Source organism: Allobosea sp. TND4EK4, assembly GCF_900156025.1.
Classification (GTDB): domain Bacteria; phylum Pseudomonadota; class Alphaproteobacteria; order Rhizobiales; family Beijerinckiaceae; genus Allobosea.
Map to the genome: position 1 here is coordinate 190,487 of NZ_FTMO01000001.1, position 13,144 is coordinate 203,630.

Here is a 13,144-nt window from a genome sequence, read left to right on the forward strand (position 1 = left end):
TAAGAACGAGGGGTAACGGCAATGCAATTCCACCGCTCCGGTCATGTCGACCATTTCGCGCGCGACAATCTGCCCCCGGCCAAGCAATGGCCGGTGATCGATCTCGCCAAGGCGGGGCTTTCCTATCCCGAGCGGCTGAACGCCGTCACCGAGCTGGTCGATGCCCATGTCGCGGCCGGGCGGGGAGAGCGCACCGCCATCATCGGCGATCATCTGAACTGGAACTATGCGGCGCTGGCCGAGCGCATCAACCGCATCGCCAATGTGCTCACCCGCGACCTCGGCATGGTGCCGGGCCATCGCGTGCTGCTGCGCGCCGCCAACACGCCGATGATGGTCGCGGCCTATCTCGCCGTGATCAAGGCCGGCGGCGTCGTGGTCGCCACCATGCCGATGCTGCGGGCCAAGGAGCTGGTCTATCCGCTCCGCAAGGCCAGGATCGCCCTGGCACTCAGTGACCACCGCCTGCTGGACGAGTTGCAGAGCGCACAGGCGCAGGCGCCTGAACTCACCCGCATCGTCGCCTTCGGCGCCGGCGACAGCGAGCTGGAGCGGCTGATGGCGCAGCCGGGCTATGAGCGCTTCGAGCCGGTCGACACCGCCAGCGACGATGTCTGCCTGATCGGCTTCACCTCCGGCACCACCGGCGAACCCAAGGGCACGATGCATTTCCAGCGCGACCTGCTGGTGATCTGCGACTGCTATGGCGCCAAGGTGCTGAAGGCCGAGCCTGATGACCGTTTCGTCGGCTCGGCACCGCTCGCCTTCACCTTCGGGCTCGGCGGCATGGTGCTCTTTCCCTTCCGCATCGGCGCCACCGCCGTGCTGCCCGACAAGACCGGCCCGGCCGACCTCATCGACGCGATCGAGCGGCACAAGGCGAGCGTGATCTTCACCGCGCCCACGGCCTATCGCGCGATGCTGGACAAGCTGGACGGGCGGGACATCTCGTCGCTGCGCATCTGCGTCTCGGCCGGCGAGACACTGCCGAAGCCGGTCTTCGACGCCTGGCAGGCGAAGACGGCCCTGCCGCTGATGGACGGCATCGGCGCGACCGAGATGCTGCACATCTTCATCGCCGCACCGCGCGAGGCGATCCGGCCGGGCTCGACCGGCATCCCCGTGCCCGGCTACGAGGCGATCATCCTCGACACGGAAGGCCAGGAGGCGCCCGACGGCACGCCGGGGCGGCTGGCCGTGCGCGGCCCCATCGGCTGCCGCTACCTCGCCGATCCGCGCCAGGCGGTCTATGTCCAGAACGGCTGGAACGTGACCGGCGACACCTATATCCGCGATGCGGATGGGTATTTCTGGTATCAGGCCCGCTCGGACGACATGATCGTCTCCTCCGGCTACAACATCGCCGGGCCGGAGGTGGAATCCAGCCTGCTCGCCCATCCCGACGTCATGGAATGCGGCGTCGTCGGCGCGCCCTGCCCCGAGCGAGGCCAGATCGTGAAGGCCTATGTCGTGCTGCGCGAGGGCGTGGCCGGGGATGCGGCCTTCGCCAAGGCCCTTCAAGATCACGTCAAGGCGACGATCGCGCCCTACAAATATCCGCGGGCGATCGAATTCGTCCCGGCCCTGCCCAAGACCGCGAGCGGCAAGCTGCAGCGCTTCGCGCTGCGCCAGATCGCGCGCGGCGAGGGCTGAAACCCTTCATAGACCTGCCGGCAACGGCCAAGACGAGGCGACACCGATGTCGAACCCCACTCCTTCCAGCGCCATTGCCCGCGCGATCCTGCCCGAGGGCTGGCCCGCCCCTCGCGGCTATGCCAACGGCATGGTGGCCGAGGGCCGCGTGCTGGTGACCGGCGGGCTCGTGGGCTGGGACGCGGACGGCGTCTTCGCGAAGGGCTTCGTCGCGCAGTTGCGGCAGACGCTGATCAACATCAAGGCCGTGGTCGAGGCCGGCGGCGGGCGTGTCGAGGACATCGTGCGCCTGACCTGGTATGTCACGGACATCGAAGCCTATCGCGCCAGCCTCAAGGAGATGGGCCCGGTCTATCGCGAGGTGCTGGGCCGGCACTTCCCGGCAATGGCCGTCGTCGCGGTCGCAGCGCTGGTCGAGCCTGAGGCGATGCTGGAGATCGAGGCGACGGCGGTGATCGCGGGCTGAGGATCGGGCCTCGCCACCGCGCATGGAACCGCTCCGTCATCCCGGACAAACCGCGAAGCGGCGATGTTTCTGAGGAAAATCGCCCCGCCTAGTGAAAATCCCGGGACTTCGGCAGCACCCTGACATCGCGCGGGTGGCGATGGCGCTGCAGAGGCGGGTGCTTCAGTTCATCGATGCGCGGCACCGGCTCGGCCCGATGCGTGTCCGAGAGCGAAAGCAGATCGGCCGAGCGGTCGACGATGCGCTGGGCCATCAGATGGGTGACGCCCTCCGGGCTCTTCTGCACCCTGCCCTCGACCAGCATCAGCCGTGCGCCCATCACCTCGCGGCGGAAGCGCTCGAACAGCCGCGCCCAGATCACGACATTGGTGACGCCGGTCTCGTCCTCCAGCGTGACGAAGATGGCGTTGCCGTTGCCTGGCCGCTGGCGCACCAGCACGATTCCGGCGGTGCGAGTGAAGGCGGCGTCGGGCTTCGCCTCGGTCTCACCGCAGCTCGATATGCGCTCCCGGCGAAAGCGCTCGCGCAGGAGCTGCATCGGGTGCCCCTTCAGGGAGAGGCGGACCGTCTGGTAGTCGGCGACGATATGCTCGGCGAGCGGCATGACGGGTAGCGCCATGGCCGGCTCCCTGCCGAGTTCGCGGGCGGAAGCGGCCTCGAACAGCGGCAGCGCCGCATCGTCCGGCAGGCGCCGCACCGCCCAGAGCCCCTCGCGCCGGTCGAGGCCGAGCGTGCGGAAGGCATCGGCATCGGCCAGCAGCCGCATGGCGCGGGCCGGCAGGCGGGCGCGGCGCATCAGCTCCTCGACGTCGCGATAGGGGCCGCCTGCTCCCCGCTCCTCCGCGATGGCCCTGCCCCAAACCTCATGGAAGCCGTCGATCTGACGGAAACCGAGGCGCAGGGCGAAGGGGTATCGCCTTGCTTTTCTCTCCTTCCAACCAATCGGGTCGTCATCCCGGACGGAGCGAAGCGGAGATCCGGGATCCATGCCAGAACCCCGATCGGAAGCGCTCCGGCATGGATCCCGGGTCAAGCCCGGGATGATGGCTGAGATATTCACCGCCTCCAGCCCGTTGTCCCACCCACTCCAGTTCACATCGATCGGCCGTGGCTCGACCCCGCCATTCTCTTCCGCCTCCCGCACGATCTGGGCCGGGGCGTAGAAGCCCATGGGCTGGGAGTTGAGCAGCGCGCAGGCGAAGGCGGCCGGGTGGTGCCTCTTCAGGTAGGAGGAGATGTAGACCAGCTTGGCGAAGGAGGCGGCGTGGCTTTCCGGGAAGCCATAGCTGCCGAAGCCCTTGATCTGGTCGAAGCAGCGCTGGGCGAAAGCGCGCTCATAGCCGCGCGCGACCATGCGCTCGACCATCATCGCTTCGTAATTGCCGATGCTGCCGTCGTTGCGAAAGGTCGCCATCGCCTTGCGCAGGCCGTTGGCCTCGATGTCGGAGAACTTCGCGGCGACCATGGCGAGCCGCATCGCCTGCTCCTGGAAGAGCGGTACGCCCTTGGTCTTGTTGAGAACCTCGAAGAGCTCGTTTTTATCGCCATGCTCCGGCGAAGGAGACGGATACGTCACCTCTTCCAGCCTGGCCCGCCGACGCAGATAGGGATGCACCATGTCGCCCTGGATCGGGCCCGGGCGCACGATCGCGACCTGGATGACGAGATCGTAGAATTCCTGCGGCTTGAGGCGCGGCAGCATGTTCATCTGGGCACGGCTCTCCACCTGGAAGACCCCGAGCGACTTGCCCTCGCAGAGCATGTCGTAGGTCGCCTTGTCCCTGGTCGGGACATCGGCGAGATGCCAATCGATGCTCTCGTGCTCACGCAGCAAGCTGAACGCCTTGCGGATGCAGGTCAGCATGCCGAGCGCCAGCACATCGACCTTCATCAGTTGAAGCGCGTCGATATCGTCGCGATCCCATTCGATGAAGGTGCGGTCCTTCATGGCGGCGTTGCCGATCGGCACGGTTTCGTCGAGACGCCCGCGCGAGAGAACGAAGCCGCCGACATGCTGCGAGAGATGGCGCGGATAGCCGAGCAGGCGGATGGCGAAATCGACGGCGCGGCGGATCGTCGGATTCGTCGGGTCGAGCCCGGCCTGACGGATGCGCTCGTCACCGATCCCGGTGCCCCAGCTGCCCCATTGCGTGTCGGCGATGCGGGCGGTGACGTCTTCGGTCAGGCCCAGCACCTTGCCGACCTCGCGGATCGCACTGCGGGGCCGGTAGCGGATCACGGTCGCGGCGATGCCGGCGCGCTCGCGGCCGTAGAATTTATAGATCCACTGAATCACCTCTTCGCGCCGCTCATGCTCGAAATCGACGTCGATATCGGGCGGCTCGCGGCGCTCGGTGGAGATGAAGCGCTCGAACAGCACATCGTTTTCCTCCGGATCGACGGCCGTGATGCCGAGCACATAGCAGACGGCGGAATTGGCGGCCGAGCCGCGTCCCTGGCAGAGAATGCCCCGGCTGTCGGCGAATTCGACGATCTGGCGGATGGTCAGGAAATAGCGGGCATAGTCGAGCTGCCCGATCAGTTTCAGTTCCTTGGCCAGCAGCTTTTCGACCTTGTCCGGCACGCCGTTGGGATAGCGGATCAGGCAGCAGCGTCGGACCAGCTCCACCAGCCAGTCCTGGTCCTTCCAGCCCGGCGGGATCGGCTCGTCCGGATATTCGTATCTGAGCTGCCCGAGATCGAACTCGATGCGGGAGAACAGGGCTTGCGTTTCGGTGATGGCCTCGGGCGCATCCCGAAACAGGCGGGCCATTTCCCGCGGGGTCTTGAGGTGGCGTTCGGCATTGGATTCGAGCAGGCGCCCGGCCCGCTCGATGGTGATGCCCTCGCGGATGCAGGTGAGCACGTCCTGCAGGTCGCGCTGGCCGATGGAATCGTAGAGCGCGTCATTGGTGGCGAGCAGCGGGACGCGCCTTGCTGCGGCGATGGCGACCAGGCGCGACAGGCGACGGCGATCGTCGCCGCGCCAGTGCATGGTGGCGCCGAGCCAGAGCGCGCCGGGCGCGGCCTCGTCGAGGCAAGCGAGCAGGTCGGGCAGCTTGTCGAGCCGGCTGGGCGGCATCAGGATCAGCAGCAGGTCGCGGGTGTCGGACACAAGATCGTCGAGGACCAGGCGGCATTCGCCCTTCTTCACGCCCTCCCTGCGATTGCCGAGGCTGAGCAGACGGCACAGCCGCCCCCAGCCTGCACGATTGGCGGGATAGACGACGATGTCGGGCGTGCCGTCGCTGAAGACCAGGCGGGTGCCAGTGGCGAGCTTGAAGTTCTGCGCCATGCCCCGCAGCTCGTCCCGCGTGAAAGGCAGATCGGCGAAAGCGGGGTTCTCGATCCAGAGATACTCGCCGGGGCTGCCGCCTTCCCTGATCTTCTCCGGCGCGGGAAGCCCGTCCTCGCGCAGGTCGCGTAGCGCGGCCCAGGCGCGCACGACGCCGGCCACCGTATTGCGGTCGGCGATCCCCAGTCCCGTATGACCGAGCAGCAGCGCGGTCAGCATCATGTTCGGCCCCGGCGAGGCGCCGCGCAGGAAGGAGAAGTTCGTCGCGGCAACGGCTTCGGCGAAGCTGTTCGCACTCTGATTCATGCGAAGAGCCCGTGCAGATACCAGCGCGGCGGGGCCGTCCCGGCCTCGTAGAAGCCGGTTCGGTAGAGCCAGAAGCGGTGCCCCTGCGCGTCCTCGACGCGGTAATAATCGCGCATCGGCTCGTCGGAGCCGTCGCGCCACCATTCCGGCGCGATGCGCTCCGGCCCCTCGGCGCGGGCGACGTCGTGGATGAGGCGCCGCCAGCGGAAGCGGATCGGCGGACCGTCCGGCACTTCCGCCACCGCCTCGACCGGCTGGGGCGGCTCGAAGAGCTGGAGCGGGCGGGCCGGCGGCTCCTGCGGCTCGGGTGCGAGCCACCCTCCACCCGGCAGCAGGACGGCAGCGGAGAGCGCTCTTGCCGAGCGGACCGGGTGGTGGCTGTCCTGCTCGGCGAAGCGCAGCACCCGGTCGCGGCCGAAGCGGGTGACGAGCCGATCGACGAGATCGGCCACCGCCTCCTCTTCCACGGCGCGACCGTCGAGGCTGTGCTGGGGCGTCGCCAGCGTCTCGCAGACCGGGATGGCAAGCTTGACCGCATCGAAGCCGAAGCCGGGGTCGAGCGGGTCGGACAGGGCCTCGACGCGCTCGCGATAGAGCCGCAGCAACGCCCTGGCATCGCGCGAGGGGCGCCCGGTTTCGAGGGTGAGGCGGCGCACCGCCCCATCGCTGCGGAAGAAGCCGATCTCGAAGACGCGACCGCCCTCGCCGCGGGCCTCCAGAACGCGCCCCGCCTCGCCGATCAGGCGCGCGACGACATCCTCGAGGCTGGCGGTGTCGGCGAAAGGCTCGGCGAAGTGGCGCTCCACCACGCAGTCCGGCGGCGGGCGCAGCGGCGTGATGCGCCGGTCCTCGCGGCCGAGCGTGCGCCGCAGCCGCGTGGCCAGGTCCTCTCCGAAACGGGCGGACAGCGTCTGGGACGGGCGAGCGGCGAGGTCGGCCAGGGTCTTCAGCCCGGCGCGGGAGAGCGCGATCACGGTTTCGGCGTCGATGCCGAGGGCCGCCGTCGGCAGGTCGAGCAGCGCCTCCTCTTCCCGTTCCGGCACGAGGATGCCGCCGCGCCCGTGGCGGGCATGGGCATGGGCGGCGTCGGGCGTGCCGGCGATGGCGAGCTTGAGGGCGAGACCGGCGCGATCCATGACGCGGCGGGCAAGGCCGGCCAGCCCCTCCTCGCCGCCGAAGAGATGGGCGCAGCCGGTGATGTCGAGCGTGAGCCCGTCGCGACCGTCGAGCGCGACCAGAGGGGTGAAGCGGTCGCAGAAGGCGGCGAGCCCTTCGAGAAAAGCCCGGTCGGCTAGGGGCTCGGATTCGAGCGCAACGAGATTTGGAATGCGGGCGCGTGCATCGGCGAGAGTGAGGCTGCGCGTCAGGCCGAGAAGGATGGCATTGAGATCGCAATCGACGATGCGCAGCGCGTTGCGATCGATCGCAACGAGGACATGCGGCTTGTCAGCCGGTGCGCCGAAGGCCGGAATCGCGCCCTTCCGCCGCAGACGATCCGTCGCCAGGAAGGGAAACCAGAGGGCGAGATAGCGGCGGGGCATGGTTCGTCCGGTGTGGCAGTCGGTCGAAGGCGGTTCGCTCGGCAAAGAAACGTCGGTCACGGTCCCACTCCACACGCCACTCACATTCGGCTGCGCCGCCCCGCTGGCGCAGCAAACTCAATCGGAACGCCGGCGCGCCGGGCGCATTCGCCTCCAGCGCCCGGGAGGCCAGCGCCGCGACGCGCCAGCGCGTTCGGGCCGCGCTCGGCGCCTCCCGCGCCGCCACGCGCAATACGAGAACGGTCACGCCCGCCCCCTCGGCCGCCAGGGAGAGGCGCCGGCTGGCGGTGAGGTCGAAGGGCCTGGCCTCCCCCCAGGGCTCGATCAGCACCGCCCCGAGCGCCGGACAGCGGGCCCCCTCCGCCCCGGCCCGCAGCACCCCCTCAGCATCGCGCGCCCGCACCAGCAGCAGGCGCGCGGGGTCGAGCCCCAGTTCGTTCAGCCCCGGCGCATGCAGCCGGCCGGTCTCGGCATCGAGGAAATCCTGCCGCGCCCAGAGGATCGGGCGTTCCGCAGCCTTCCCTGCGCCCTCGGCCGCGCGCAGGGCCAGGCCGAGGGCAAAGCCGGTCGCGGCGGCGAGATCGGCCGTGCTCGCGGCGTGGATCTCGTGCAGGGCCGCCCGCTGCAGCCCGCCCGACAGAACGGCGTCGATCTCCGGCACGCCGAGCCCGACCCGTCCCGCCGCGGCAGGGCCGGCGCGCAAGGCTGCCTCCGCCAGGCTGCGGCGCAGATCGGACAGGGTCGGAGAGGTGGCGTTCTGCATGCCGGGACAAGATCAATGTTCGCTTTTTGTTCCTTTCTAAAACGCCACAGAAGTGGCCGAGAGTCGAGTCCCTCCATGGCTCCGGCAGGGGAGAACCCGCCCTGCCCGCGGCAGGAGCATTCCGGTCGGGGACGGCATGCTCTAGCGTGGAACGATGTGGGAGATTCTCTCCGATTACTGGCCGCATCTCGTCGCCGTCGTCTCGCTGGCGATGGCGACAGCCGCGACCATCCACGCGGTGATGACCAAGGACGAGGTGCGCGCCGCCATCGGCTGGACGGCCGTGATCGTGCTCTCCCCGATCATCGGAGCCCTGCTCTACGGCATCGCCGGGATCAACCGCATCCGCAGGGCGGCGATCCTGTCGCAGCGTCCCGGCCACCGGACCGGCGACGATTCGGCGTTCCATATCAGCCAGGACGAGGTCACCTCGCTGTTCGGCCAGCGTTTCGCAGCGCTGAAGACGCTGGGAGACCGCGTGGCGCGCCATCCGCTGACGCGGGGCAACACCATCCGCACCCTGCACACCGGGGACGAGGCCTATGCCGCGATGCTGGAGGCGATCGGCACCGCGCAGCGCAGCGTCCTGCTCGAAACCTACATCTTCGACCGCGACCCGGTGGGCCTGCGGATCGCGGACGCGCTGATCGCGGCCAGAGCGCGCGGCGTCGCGGTCAGGGTGCTGATCGACGCGGTCGGCGCCCGCTATTCGGTGCCGAGCATCGCCGGGTACCTGCGCGAGGGCGGCATCGACGTCCGCGTCTTCAACGGCAACATCATCGTGGGCCTGCGCCTGCCCTATGCCAACCTGCGCACCCATCGGAAGATCATCGTCGTCGACGGGGCGGTCGCGTTCATGGGCGGCATGAACATTCGCCAAGGCTTCACCGCCGAATTCGCCGGGGACGGCGCCTCCCACGACACGCATTTCCAGGTGACCGGCCCGGTGGTGGCCGATCTCTTCGCGATCGCCGCCGAGGATTGGCGCTTCACCGCTGGCGAGGCCCTGGAGGACGAGGCCTGGGACATCCCGCCACCGCCCGAAGCCGATTCGCCCGTGCTGATGCGGGCGGTGCCCTCCGGGCCGGATTCCTGCCTGGAGAACAACCACAAGCTCCTGATCGGCGCGCTTTCGGTCGCACGCCGCTCGGTGCGGATCATGTCGCCCTATTTCCTGCCGGACCAGGAGCTGATCAGCGCCCTGATGACGGCCGCTCGGCGCGGCGTCTCCATCGACATCGTCGTGCCGGCGGTCAACAACCTCGTGCTGGTCGACCGGGCGATGACGGCGCAGTTCGACCAGATGCTGAAGAACTACTGCCGCATCTGGCGCTCGACCGGCCCGTTCGACCATTCAAAGCTCTTCGCCATCGACGGCGCCTGGGCCTATGTCGGCTCGTCCAACCTCGATCCACGCTCGCTCAGGCTGAATTTCGAGATCGATGTCGAGGTGCTGGATCATGGCTTTTCAGGCGGGATCGAGGCGCGGATCGACGCGGCGATCGAGACCGCGGAGCCCGTGACCCTCGCCGCCCTGCGTGCCCGCCCCTATCCCATCCGCCTGATCGACCGGCTGATCTGGCTCGGCTCGCCCTATCTCTAGAACCATGAGACAGATCATTGTGATCGCGCCCGAGACGGCGCGCGACGATCTGGACATTCGCCACGAACCGGACCTTTTTTGGCTCCTATAGGTTTCGCTTCCCGATTCGAGAGATAGTCCGGACTGGCAGGCCGCATGCAGAAAAAAAGCCCGAGCCTGCGCGCCAGCATCATCGCCTCGCTGCGCGAACGGCGCCGGACGGAACGCCCCGCTGCCGGGACCCGGCAGGAGGGAACGCTCGTCGCCTCCTACAACGTTCACAAATGCGTCGGCGTCGACGGCAAGTTCGACCCCGGGCGGATCGCCCAGGTGATCGCCGAGATCGGGCCCGACGTGATCGCGCTGCAGGAGGCCGACAAGCGCTTCGGCGAGCGCCACGGCCTGCTCGATCTCGATTGGCTCGAGCGCGAGACGGGTCTCCTGCCGGTGCCGCTGAGCCCACGCGGCCGCGCCCATGGCTGGCACGGCAATGTCGTGCTGTTCCGGCAGGGGCTGGTGCGGGACGTCCATCAGGTCGCGCTGCCGGGGCTGGAACCCCGCGGGGCGCTCGTCGTCGATCTCGACCTGGAGGACGGCACGCCGCTCCGGCTGGTGGCAGCGCATTTCGGCTTGCTGAGGCGCTCGCGCTCGCAGCAGGCGCGGATGATCCTGGAGATCATGGGCTCGCGGGACGAGCGCCCGACCCTGCTGATGGGCGACCTGAACGAGTGGCGGCTGGGGAAGCGCTCGGCGCTCGAAGAACTCGGTCCCGCCTTCGGCACCCTGCCGGTCCCGGTGCCGAGCTTTCCGTCCGGCATGCCGCTGCTGGCGCTGGACCGCATCATCGCCAACCGGCCCGACATCTTGTCCCAGGTCGTGGTCCACGACACGCCGCTGGCGCGCGCCGCCTCCGACCACCTGCCGATCAAAGCCTATATCGACAGGGAGCAGGCGGCGCTGCGGCTGGCCGAGAGCACGATGCTGGCCGAGAGCCATCCCCTTTCCGAGCCGGCGCGGGACGAGACCTTGCCCGTGGCCGGGCTGCTCTCCGGCGAAGCGCAGGACAAGCGCAACCGCGAACTGGTCCGCAAGGCCGGCGCGCGGCTGAAGCGGGCCGTGGGCCGAACGCTGGGACGGCGGGACGGGCCGCGGCGCTGACACCCACCGCAGCTTCCGTCCCATCAACCGCCCGCTATGAGGGGGAGCGCCTGCTCAAGGCGCTGCAACGGAGCCGGAGGCCGGTCGCGGCCGGAATGATCTGGCGGCCAGCTAGGGCCTGATCCGCTTTCTCGATTCCGGCTGGATCGGCCGTGGCCTGGCGCTGGCCTCGACCGCGCGGCTGGTGGCGACGCCGGTCAACCCGCTGCGGCTGATCGGCTGCGGTGCCGGCCGCTTGGTCCTGCTGCATCTGCCCGCGCTCGGGCCTTTCTAGACCGCCCCATGCGCCTTATCGTCATGCACCGAGACGCCGCCGCGAGGACGCCAAGATGACGACACCAGGCGACGGCCCGGCCGCCGATGCGACGGCCCGCTCCATCGGCATTCCGGATGGCGGCCCCGCCTCGCTCCACACGCCGGGGGCGGCGCCGGGCTCCAGCCATGGCGTCCCGCTCGGCGAAGCGTTCCAGGTCTGGCTGCGGGTGGCTGCCCTGTCCTTCGGCGGGCCTGCCGGGCAGATCGCGGTGATGCACCGCATCATCGTCGAGGAAAAGCGCTGGATCGGCGAGAACCGGTTCCTGCATGCGCTCAACTACTGCATGCTGCTTCCCGGCCCCGAGGCGCAGCAGCTCGCCACCTATATCGGCTGGCTGATGCACCGCACGCTCGGGGGCATCATCGCAGGCGTGCTGTTCGTCCTTCCCGGCGCCGTGGCCATCATGGCCCTGTCGATCGTCTACGCCCTGTACGGCAGTGTCGGGATCGTCGGCGCGCTTTTCTTCGGCCTGAAGGCGGCCGTGCTCGCCATCGTCCTGCAGGCGGTCGTCCGCGTCGGCGGCCGCGCCCTGAAAAGCAGCGCCATGATCGCGCTCGCCACGGCGGCGTTCCTCGGCATCTTCCTCTTCAATGTCCCCTTCCCGGCCATCGTGCTGGGCGCCGGGCTGATCGGCCTTCTCGCCGGCCGGGCCGGCGTGCCGGCCTTCCAGGCCGGTGCGGGCCACAAGGCCGGCCGGGGCAGCACGGTGCTGGCGGATCGCGACAGCCTGCTGGGCGAGGAACTGCCGGGGCATGCCCGCCCGAGCGCGCGCTCCACCTTGCGCGTGGCGGCCATCTGCCTTGGCCTGTGGCTGCTGCCGGTGGCGGCCATCGTGCTCACGCTCGGCCCGTCCAACGTGTTCGGCCAGATCGCGATCTTCTTCTCGAAGATGGCCGTCGTCACCTTCGGCGGGGCCTATGCCGTGCTCGCCTATGTCGCGCAGCAGGCGGTGAACGGCTTCCACTGGCTGCGGCCCGGCGAGATGCTGGACGGCCTCGGCATGGCGGAGACGACGCCGGGGCCACTGATCATGGTGCTGCAGTTCGTCGGCTTCATGGGCGCCTATCGCGATCCCGGAACGCTGGCGCCGCTGACGGCGGGCATCATCGGCGGCCTGCTCACCACCTGGGTGACGTTCGTCCCCTGCTTCCTCTTCATCTTCCTCGGCGCCCCCTTCATCGAGGGGCTGCGGGGCAACAGGGCGCTGCACGGCGCCCTCTCCGCCGTCACCGCGGCCATCGTCGGGGTGATCCTCAATCTGGCGCTGTGGTTCGCCATCCACACCGTCTTCCGCGCCAGCGTTCCCATCCGCGGCTTCGGGCTGAGCTTCGAGGTGCCGGTTCTCGCCAGCATCGACCCCTGGGCTGCCCTGCTGTCCCTGGCCGCCATCCTCGCCATGTTCCGGTTCAAGACAGGCATGGTCGCCACGCTGGCCGCCTGCTCCGCCGCCGGGCTCGGCCTGCATCTGGCGGGGCTGGTCTGAGCGGAAGCCGGCGCCGAGCGATTTCCCGCGCCTTCCTGCCGAGCTTCGATCGGCGGCTGAAAGAGGGTATCGTCTTCCACATCGAGGCCTTTGCGGCCGGCCTTGCTTCAGCGAAAGCGCCGTCCTGGAGGCCGAGGGAGCGCGGCGCCTGACGAACGCGCCGCCCGAGCTGCTTTCCGCCGACCGGCCGTCATGCGGCAGATCCGGCCATGAGCGCGGAGCGATTGCGGCTTCATCCCGCAGCGACCCGACCGAAGAAGCAGGACGTGCGCCGGCTCTGAACTGCGGTCTTCGTTGAGCAAAATGCCGGGCCACCACGCAGGTCGCCGCTCTGGGCTGCTCTAGCGCCGGATTATCTTGGCGGCGCAAAAAGATGGCGCGGTCTACGGGAGTCGAACCCGTCTTCCCAGCGTGAAAGGCTGGTGTCCTAACCGATAGACGAAGACCGCGTGGCGTCGCGGCTGGCCGCGTCGTCGAAGCGGGGCGAGGTATAGTGGGGGGATCGGCGCTCTGCAAGCGTTGCGCGGCAGAAATTGTGCATGGCTCGGCCCGTGCCGCTTTCGCTGGGATGGAAACGGTGC

At 69.0% G+C, this 13,144-nt stretch carries 7 protein-coding genes, 1 tRNA gene and 1 pseudogene; 5 read left to right on the plus strand and 4 right to left on the minus strand.

Translation table 11 applies throughout. The annotated features are described in order from the left end of the window. Window positions 1-21: 21 nt before the first annotated feature. The gene (locus BW981_RS00890) at window positions 22-1,653 is read left to right on the plus strand and encodes a benzoate-CoA ligase family protein (protein ID WP_076435385.1); all 1,632 of its coding nucleotides are present in this window, start codon (window positions 22-24) and stop codon (window positions 1,651-1,653) included. A 46-nt stretch (window positions 1,654-1,699) separates the two neighbouring features. Continuing rightward, window positions 1,700-2,119 carry a RidA family protein gene (locus BW981_RS00895; RefSeq protein WP_076435388.1) on the plus strand — a complete coding sequence of 140 codons (420 nt, stop codon included), beginning with the start codon at window positions 1,700-1,702 and terminating at the stop codon, window positions 2,117-2,119. An 88-nt stretch (window positions 2,120-2,207) separates the two neighbouring features. Here the strand turns inward: BW981_RS00895 and BW981_RS00900 are convergent, their stop codons facing one another. The 3 genes from BW981_RS00900 to BW981_RS00910 are packed head-to-tail and all read right to left on the minus strand — an operon-like array spanning window position 2,208 to window position 8,024. Continuing rightward, a complete protein-coding gene (locus BW981_RS00900) occupies window positions 2,208-5,720 on the minus strand; it encodes an error-prone DNA polymerase (protein ID WP_076435390.1) in 3,513 nt (1,170 codons plus the stop codon). Further along, the gene (locus BW981_RS00905) at window positions 5,717-7,261 is read right to left on the minus strand and encodes a Y-family DNA polymerase (protein ID WP_139333569.1); all 1,545 of its coding nucleotides are present in this window, start codon (window positions 7,259-7,261) and stop codon (window positions 5,717-5,719) included. Before BW981_RS00905 ends, BW981_RS00900 begins: the two co-directional genes overlap by 4 nt. Continuing rightward, on the minus strand, window positions 7,167-8,024 hold the full coding sequence (locus BW981_RS00910) for an ImuA family protein (protein ID WP_076435392.1): 858 nt from the start codon (window positions 8,022-8,024) through the stop codon (window positions 7,167-7,169). Before BW981_RS00910 ends, BW981_RS00905 begins: the two co-directional genes overlap by 95 nt. 154 nt (window positions 8,025-8,178) lie before the next feature. Here BW981_RS00910 and BW981_RS00915 point away from each other — a divergent pair, with 154 nt between their 5' ends. The 3 genes and pseudogenes from BW981_RS00915 (at window position 8,179) to chrA (ending at window position 12,563) form a co-directional block, all read left to right on the plus strand. Next, window positions 8,179-9,627, plus strand: a complete 1,449-nt coding sequence (locus BW981_RS00915) for a phospholipase D-like domain-containing protein (RefSeq protein ID WP_076435394.1) — start codon at window positions 8,179-8,181, stop codon at window positions 9,625-9,627. A gap of 135 nt (window positions 9,628-9,762) precedes the next feature. Then, a pseudogene (locus BW981_RS00920) lies at window positions 9,763-10,554 on the plus strand (endonuclease/exonuclease/phosphatase family protein); the annotation flags it as partial. A 539-nt stretch (window positions 10,555-11,093) separates the two neighbouring features. Continuing rightward, window positions 11,094-12,563: a chromate efflux transporter gene (gene chrA / locus BW981_RS00925; protein WP_083712080.1), complete on the plus strand. Its 1,470-nt coding sequence runs from the start codon at window positions 11,094-11,096 to the stop codon at window positions 12,561-12,563. Window positions 12,564-12,937: 374 nt separating this feature from the next. On the opposite strand, the gene BW981_RS00930 is transcribed toward chrA, so the two are convergent. After that, a tRNA-Glu gene (locus BW981_RS00930) sits at window positions 12,938-13,012 on the minus strand. Window positions 13,013-13,144 lie beyond the last annotated feature (132 nt).